6 protein-coding genes and 1 pseudogene are annotated in these 8,088 nt (G+C 63.5%); 6 read left to right on the forward strand and 1 reads right to left on the reverse strand.

The window, feature by feature from the left end; all coding sequences use genetic code 11:
• Positions 1 to 17 precede the first annotated feature (17 nt).
• The 3 genes and pseudogenes from AC2YJX_RS08125 to AC2YJX_RS08135 form a co-directional block, all read left to right on the forward strand.
• Positions 18 to 238 (forward strand): annotated as a pseudogene (locus AC2YJX_RS08125) (hypothetical protein); the annotation flags it as partial.
• 175 nt (positions 239 to 413) lie between these two features.
• Positions 414 to 806 (forward strand): hypothetical protein, encoded by a 393-nt coding sequence (locus AC2YJX_RS08130; RefSeq protein ID WP_487255747.1) that lies wholly within the window; start codon positions 414 to 416, stop codon positions 804 to 806.
• Entirely contained in the window at positions 803 to 1,105 is a 303-nt protein-coding gene (locus AC2YJX_RS08135; protein ID WP_055393525.1) for an H-NS histone family protein, read from the forward strand. Before AC2YJX_RS08130 ends, AC2YJX_RS08135 begins: the two co-directional genes overlap by 4 nt.
• Before the next feature lie 276 nt (positions 1,106 to 1,381).
• Here AC2YJX_RS08135 and AC2YJX_RS08140 read toward each other — a convergent pair whose 3' ends face one another.
• Entirely contained in the window at positions 1,382 to 2,263 is an 882-nt protein-coding gene (locus AC2YJX_RS08140; RefSeq protein WP_121508796.1) for a helix-turn-helix domain-containing protein, read from the reverse strand.
• A gap of 114 nt (positions 2,264 to 2,377) precedes the next feature.
• Between AC2YJX_RS08140 and AC2YJX_RS08145 the strand changes: the two genes are divergently transcribed.
• The 3 genes from AC2YJX_RS08145 to AC2YJX_RS08155 form a co-directional block, all read left to right on the forward strand.
• On the forward strand, positions 2,378 to 2,785 hold the full coding sequence (locus AC2YJX_RS08145; RefSeq protein WP_121422602.1) for a hypothetical protein: 408 nt from the start codon (positions 2,378 to 2,380) through the stop codon (positions 2,783 to 2,785).
• A gap of 214 nt (positions 2,786 to 2,999) precedes the next feature.
• Positions 3,000 to 5,939 (forward strand): aconitate hydratase, encoded by a 2,940-nt coding sequence (locus AC2YJX_RS08150; protein WP_487255748.1) that lies wholly within the window; start codon positions 3,000 to 3,002, stop codon positions 5,937 to 5,939.
• A gap of 160 nt (positions 5,940 to 6,099) precedes the next feature.
• The coding region (locus tag AC2YJX_RS08155) for a PAS domain-containing protein (RefSeq protein ID WP_487255749.1) at positions 6,100 to 8,088 on the forward strand (1,989 nt) is incomplete at its 3' end.

Consider the following 8,088-nt stretch of genomic DNA (forward strand, 5'->3'; position numbering starts at 1 on the left):
GGTGTCCGCATGGACGGGCGGCGAAATTTCTGCCCGAAACCCTCGGTGGAGTGGAGTTGCTGGAGCAGTTGCGGGCCCGTTCTGGGCGCATGGTGTTTGTGGGCGACGAATATGGTGTGGCTCAATGCACCATGACCCGCGCCATTTACTGAAAGCCATTCCCGTTGAATTGCAGCCCAGGGGGGGCCTCGATGCCTGGGCCCCGCAGCGCGATGACGGAGGCTGGCTGTTGGATGGCTGGGGATGTCCTGCATAACCCCCGCGAGGCGCTGGTAGTGCGGATCGGGATGGGACGCAAGGCGTCTTTTTGCAGCCAATAGCCCAGCTATTGGCAAGAAAAGCAACGCAGCGAACCGCCCGAGGCCGCGCTATCACAGACCGCGGGGAGTTATGCAGGTCATCCCTGGATACCGGTGTCGGAACTCAAGGTGCGCCTGGATATTCGCAATTTACCGGGTGAGGGCCGTGGTTGCTATAACACGCGGGCGGCCCGTTTGAGGGAAGAAACGGGGCATTTGATGGAAGTGGGCGACCGCATTCGGTGCATGGGCTGGGTATTTGAGGTGCTGGCGCTGGAATGCAAGCGTATCGACAACGTATTGCCCCCGCCAGAAGACGGAACCGCGGTCGCCTCCAGCAAGCATCAATACCCCGGTTGTTCAGCCAGACGCAAACCATGCATCAATGGGTGTTGGGGGTTAATGCCAAGAATTTTTAATGAAATTCTGAAAGTGGTTGCACAAAAAAGGCACATTATTCTTATAATTCGCGGGTCTTCACCCTTATCCAAAATCCAGACACCATGACCAGCTACAAAGAACTGTTGAAGCAGCGCGAAGCCCTTGAGCAACAAATCAGTGAAGCCCGGCGCCGGGAACTGTCGGACGCTGTGTCGCAGGTCCGTTCACTGGTGGCCGAATATGGGCTGACTGCCCAGGACGTGTTCCCCACCGGCAAGGCGTCTGGCAAGACAGGCCGCAGTTCTACGGCCGGCACCAAGGTGGCGCCCAAGTACCGCAACCCCGCCACCGGCGAAACCTGGACAGGCCGTGGCAAGGCTCCCAAGTGGATTCAAAACGAAAACCGCGAAAAGTTTGTGATTTAAGGGTCTTTGCCCTGCATTAAAAAAGCCCGCTGATGCGGGCTTTTTTAATGGGCTACTCTTGGCCAGGACAAAAGGTGCTCAGGCGGGTGGCGCCTCGACAACTGTACGCACTGTGGGACGGACAGGAAATGCATGTACGGTAACTTCGCGCGCAGTGTCTGCGATTTATCGGCAACCCAATGTACTTTGTGGAGCCATTTGGTGAATTGGATGGTCATCGTTTTAATTTTGCACTGCGCGCATTGATTGCACCCTCACAGTGCACAGGCATTACGTTCAGCCTTCTGCAACCCCGGGGTTTTCCTGCGCAATCTTGCGCAATACCTGTGCCGTGAAATCGTCCGCCGGAAAGAAGGATTCCACAGCCAGCTCCTGCAAAGTCACATCCACCGGCGTTCCGAATATCGTGGTGGTGCTGATGAGGGAGAGCATTCCATGCACGCTTTCAAAGCAGAACGGCATTACCACGCCCAGCATTTCACCTGCCAGTACCAGGGCATCGGATTCCGGCGGGGCGGGATATTGCAGCAGTTCTGCCTGCAGTGCGATCAGTGCCGGGTCGGCCGTGGCCTGTATCTGCTGGCGCAGGCGTTCAAACAGGTGCGCCCGCCATTGCGCCAGATTGGCGATGCGCGGCGCCAGCCCCTGGGGGTGCAGGCTCAGCCGGAACACGTTGACAGGTGGCGCCAGCAATTCGGGACTGACGTGGGCAGACAGCAGGGCCAGCGCGGCGCGGTTGGTGGCCACCACGTTCCAGCAGCGGTCGAGGGCAATGGCGGGGCAGGGTTCGTGGCCCTTGAGCACCAGTTCCACCGCTTGGCGCGCCGCGGCCAGCGCAGGGTCGTCCAGCGCGCGTTCGCGGTACATGGGGGCGTAGCCGGCGGCCACCAGCAGGGCGTTGCGCTCACGCAGTGGAATGGCCAGGCGCTCGCACAGGCGCAGCACCATGTCGCGGCTGGGGTTGGTGCGGCCGGTTTCCATGAAGCTCACATGGCGCGTGGAGATGTCCGCCTCGTCGGCCAGCTCCAGCTGGCTCAGGTGCCGCTGCTGGCGCCAGGTGCGCAGGTGGTCGCCAAACGAGGTGGGCCCCGCCGGTGCCACGCGGTGCGGCAAAGGATGGCGTGGAGAGCGGTGAGAGGACGGTGCGGTGGAGGTCATGGCCGCCATCCTAGGCGCTAACCGCACACGGGCCATTACCTGGCAGGTCATCGACGCGGTGCGCCAGGGCGGGAACGATGGAGCCTTCTTTCTTCCTCAACCAAGGAGCTTTCCATGTTCAAGCTGATGTCCTCCCCCCGATTCCTGCGTGCCGTGGTCTGGTTCGATGCCTCCACGGGGGTTCTGCTCGGCGCCCTGCACCTGCTGCTGACAGCGCCCCTGGCCGAGTGGCTGGGCCTGCCGCCCGGGCTGCTGCAGGTGACGGGCGCCATGCTGCTGGGCTATGCCGCCCTGGCCATAGCGATTGCCCGGTCTGAGCCCATGCCGCGTGGCTGGCTGTGGGTGCTGATCGTGGGCAACTTGGCCTGGGCGTTGGCCAGCCTGTTGCTGCTGCTGGGCTCCACGCTCACGCCCACCTTGCTGGGCCAAGCCTATTTGCTGGTGCATGTGGTCTCGGTGGCCATGCTGGCCGAGCTGCAGTGGTTTGGCGTGCGCCGCCTGCCAACCTGGGCTGCGGCGTGATGGAGATGGTTGTTTGCTCCTGAAAATATAGCTGCTTGCGCTTGTCCATCAAGCGCTAGGGGCATTTTTTATGCCGATATCGGGCACGGGTGGCGTGGATCGGGCGACCCGACCACGCCACACAGGGTTGGGAGCCGCGTTTGCATAGCCCCACGATTGCACCGCCATGCAGGACTGCCAGAATAGGCTTTGTTGCCTTTCACAGGAGTTTGCCATGGCCGTATCACGCAAGTTGTCGCCCAAGCCCGCCCGCCACGCGTTTGCCAACACCCTCAAGAGTTTCAAGACAGCGTCTGGCAAAGAAGGCCAGTTCTACTCGCTGCCCGCGCTGGCCAAGCAGTTCCCCCAGATCCAGCGCTTGCCCGTATCGATCCGCATCGTGCTCGAATCGGTGCTGCGCAATTGCGATGGCCGCAAGGTGACCGCCGAGCATGTGCAACAGCTTGCGCACTGGGCGCCCAATGCCGCGCGTACGGACGAGATTCCGTTTGTCGTCTCCCGCGTGGTGCTGCAGGACTTCACCGGCGTGCCGCTCTTGGCCGACCTGGCCGCCATGCGCAGCGTGGCCGTGAAACTGGGCAAGAATCCCAAGAAGATCGAGCCGCTGGTGCCCGTGGACCTGGTGGTGGACCACTCCATCATGGTCGACCACTACGGCAAGAAGAATTCGCTCGACCTGAACATGAAGCTCGAATTCCAGCGCAACCGCGAGCGCTACGAATTCATGAAGTGGGGCATGCAGGCCTTTGACACGTTTGGCGTGGTGCCGCCGGGCTTTGGCATCGTGCACCAGGTCAACCTCGAATATTTGGCGCGCGGCGTGCACAAGCGCAAGGACAACGTCTACTACCCCGACACCCTCGTGGGCACCGACAGCCACACCACCATGATCAACGGCATTGGCGTGGTGGGCTGGGGCGTGGGCGGCATTGAGGCCGAGGCCGCCATGCTGGGCCAGCCGGTGTACTTCCTCACGCCCGACGTCGTGGGCTTTGAGATGACGGGCCAGCTGCGCGAGGGCGTGACCGCCACCGACCTGGTGCTCACGGTGACCGAACTGCTGCGCCAGCACAAGGTGGTGGGCAAGTTCGTGGAGTTTTTTGGTGAAGGCACGCGCACCCTGGCGTTGCCCGACCGGGCCACCATCGGCAACATGGCGCCCGAATACGGCGCGACCATGGGGTTCTTCCCGGTGGACGAAAAGACCATCGACTACTTCAAGGGCACGGGCCGCACCAAGGCCGAGATCGAAGCGTTTGAGGCCTACTTCAAGGCCCAGGGCCTGTTCGGCGTGCCGCTGGCGGGCGAGGTGGACTATTCGCAGGTGGTGAAGCTCGACCTTGGCAGCGTCACCCCCAGCCTGGCTGGCCCCAAGCGCCCGCAAGACCGCATCGAGCTGGGCAAGGTCTGCAGCCAGTTTGCCGACCTGTTCAGCAAGCCCAATGCACAAAATGGTTTCAACCGCCCGGCCGAGCTGCTGCACACGCGCCACCATGTCCGGGCCAGTGATGCTCCTGTCGATGTGGGCGCTCCGGCAGAGGTGCCAGCGCCATCGGGTGCACCGCGATTCATCGTGGAGATGGAGCAGAACAAGCCCACGCTGGCGGCCGCGCATGCCGAAGTCCCCGCCCAGCAAGCCAGCCGCACGGGTGACGTGACCGTGGGCAATGGCGACGTGCTGATTGCCGCCATCACCAGCTGTACCAACACCAGCAACCCCAGCGTGCTGCTGGCCGCAGGCCTCTTGGCCAAGAAGGCAGTGGAGGCGGGGCTCAAGGTCAAGCCGCACATCAAGACCTCGCTCGCCCCTGGCTCGCGCATCGTCACCGAATACCTCACGCAGACCGGCTTGCTCCCTTACCTGGAAAAGCTGGGCTTTGCGCTGGCGGGTTACGGCTGCACCACCTGTATCGGCAATGCGGGCGACCTCACGCCCGAGCTGAACGAGGCCATCACCAGCAACGACCTGGTGTGTGCCGCGGTGCTGTCGGGCAACCGCAACTTCGAGGCGCGCATCCATCCCAACCTCAAGGCCAACTTCCTGGCCAGTCCGCCGTTGGTGGTGGCCTATGCCATCGCCGGCACGGTGCTCAAGGACCTGATGACCGAGCCGGTGGGCAAGGGCAAGGGTGGCAAGGACATCTACCTGGGCGACATCTGGCCCAGCAGCGAAGAGGTGCACGCCCTGCTCAAGTTCGCTATGAACGGCAAGGCCTTCCGCGAGAACTACGCCAAGGTGGCCACCGACCCTGGCAAGCTGTGGGAAAAGATCAAGGGCGTGAGCGGCACCGCCTACACCTGGCCCGCCAGCACCTACATTGCAGAGCCTCCGTTTTTTGCACAGTTTGCTCTTGAAAAAGGAGCTGCTAACGCAGATCCATCAAGCGCTGGAGGCCAAAATGATGCCAAACTTCCATCGGTGATCGGTGCCCGCATCATGGCGCTGTTTGGCGACTCCATCACCACTGACCACATCTCGCCCGCAGGCTCCATCAAGGAAAGCTCACCCGCCGGCCAGTGGCTGCGGCAGCATGGCGTCCAAAAGGCCGACTTCAACAGCTACGGCGCGCGCCGGGGCAACCACGACGTGATGGTGCGCGGCACCTTTGCCAACGTGCGCATCAAGAACCTGATGATCCCGCCCACTGCCGACGGCTCGCGCGAAGAGGGTGGGGTGACGGTGTTCCAGAACGAAGGCGCGCTGCAGGGCGAGAAGATGTTCATCTTCGATGCCGCCATGCAGTACATGGCGCAAAAGACGCCCACGGTGATCTTTGCGGGCGAGGAATACGGCACCGGCTCCAGCCGCGACTGGGCCGCCAAGGGCACGCAGCTGCTCGGCATCAAGGCCGTGGTGGCGCGCAGCTTTGAGCGCATCCACCGCTCCAACCTGGTGGGCATGGGGGTGCTGCCGCTGCAGTTCAAGGCGGGCGAATCGTGGGAGACGGTGGGCCTTACGGGCAATGAGCTGATCGATGTGGTGCCCGACCCGGCGCTCACGCCACAAAGCGACGCGCAACTGGTCATCCGCCGCGCGGACGGCTCGCGCCAGGAAGTCACCGTCACGCTGCGCATCGACACACCCATCGAGGTGGACTACTACCAGGCCGGCGGCATCCTGCCGTTTGTGCTGCGCCAGTTGTTGCAGGGGTGACACTGCCCTGTCGGCGGTGCAGGGCACCGGCATCGTCGGCAACGGGGCTTCGGCCCCGTTTTGCATGGAGCCCGATGGTGGGGGGAAACACGCACCCCCGCGCCTTACTCGTCGATACACTTGTGACGCTATGTAGAACCCGGTAGAAACACTCCAGACCATGCCGCTGTCGTCCTCTCCCACCCGCACTCCGCCTGCGCGTTCACCGTGGGCGGATGCGCCCGCCCTGACGGTGGTGCTGGTGGTCGCAGCATTGACGCTGGTGATCGTGCCAGTGGCCCAGATGCTGGGGCCGGGGGCGGGTTCCCAGCACGGCCTGGAGCCATTTATGGAACTGGTGGCGGTTCTGTTGGGGTTGCTGGTGGTATCGGTATCCCTGCACACACTGGACCCGTCCGAGCAGGCCCGGGCCAATGTGCTGGTGGCAGGCTTTGGTGTCGCGGCGGTGTGCAATTTTCTGCACGGCGTGCTGGCACATTCCACGCCCGTGCACATGCCATCGGGCACGGCCCACATCTCACTGTGGCTGAGCAGCTGGGCGCGGGTGGTCGAAGTCGTCACTCTGCTGCTCACAGCCGCGCGGCTGGCAATGCCCGGCCCGGCCAAGGTCTGGCTGGCCGCCTCGGGCGTGGTGGCGCTGCTGCTGGTGGGCTCGGCCATGGGGCCCCTGCCAGGCTGGTTTGCCGCTGCGGCGGGCGGGTCATTGCGGCAATACCTGGCCTTTGTGCTCGTGGTGGCGCTGGGCGTAGCTGCAGTGTGGCTCCACCGCAATCCGGGCCGGCGCGAACGGGTGTTTGCCTGGGCCGCCGTGGCCTTTCTGGGGGGTGAGCTGGTGGTGGGCCTGATGGGTGGGCATTCGCCCATCGGGGGGCCGTTGGCGCACGGTCTGCGGGTTTTGGCGTATGCGTTGTTGTACCAGGCCGTTTTTGATGCGGGCATACGGGCGCCGTTCGCCCGTGTGCAGGAGGCCGAGCGGCGCCTGCGCGAGAGTGAAGGGCGTCTGTCGCTGCTTGGGCGCAACCTGCCCCACAGCGTGTTGTTCCAGGTGGTGCGCGAGCTGGATGGCAGCTCACACTTTGTGCACATGGGCGATGCGATCGAGCGGCTCAATGGGGTGACGGTGCAAGAGGTCATGGCCGATTTCCGGGTGTTGTATCGCCAGGTGTTGCCCGAAGACATCGACCGCCTGCGACAGGCCGAGCGGCAGTCTTTTCTGACCATGACCAGCATGGAGGCCGTTTTTCGCGTGCGCCGCACCGATGGCCAGATACGCTGGATGCACCTGAGTTCATCGCCCCGTCTGCTCGACGACGGGCGTGTGCTGTGGGATGGTGTACAGACCGACATCACGGCCCACCGTCTGGCCGAGGAGGCTGCGCATGCCCACGAAGCCCTGATGGCCAACATGCTGCGCCAGGTGCCCGGCGGTGTGGCGCGCTTGGACCGGGATCTGCGCGTCTTGTATGTCAATGCGCAGCAGGCCAGCTGGCTCTACCGCAAGCCCGAGGAGCTGCAAGACCGCCTGCTGCAGGAGGTGATCCCGGCCGATGTTTTCGCCCGCATGCAACCCCATTTCGCCAAGGCCTTTGCGGGCGAGACGGCCGTGTTCGAGAACCGTATGGACGGGCCTGACGGCCTGCAGGTTCGCCACACCACCATCGCGCCCGAGAGCGTTACCGAGCAAGGCGTGCCTGCCGTTGTGCTGTTTGCCTACGATCTGACCGGGCTCAAGCGCGTGGAGGCCGAGCTGGCCGACCAGAAGGCCCATCTGGCCCGCGTGGTCAACGCCATGCCCGACATGGTGTTCTTGAAGGATGCCAGCGGCGTGTACCTGTCCGTCAATCCGGTGTTCGAGCGATTTGCGGGCAGGTCGGAGCGGCAGATCGTGGGCTGCAACGATTTTGACCTGGTGGCCCCCGCCGAGGCTGAGCGCTTTCGCAAATACGACCAACGCGCCATGCAGGCCTGGCAGCCGCTGGTTTACGAAGAAACACTGACCTTTGCCGAAGATGGCTACCGAGGCCAGTTCGAGACCATCAAGACCCCCATCCGTGACCTGACCGGCCGGGTGACGGGGGTGCTGGGGGTGTGCCGCGACATCACAGACCGCAAGCGCGCAGAACAAGAAATCGAGCGCCTGGCCTTCTTT

This window comes from Acidovorax sp. SRI_002, assembly GCF_057586455.1.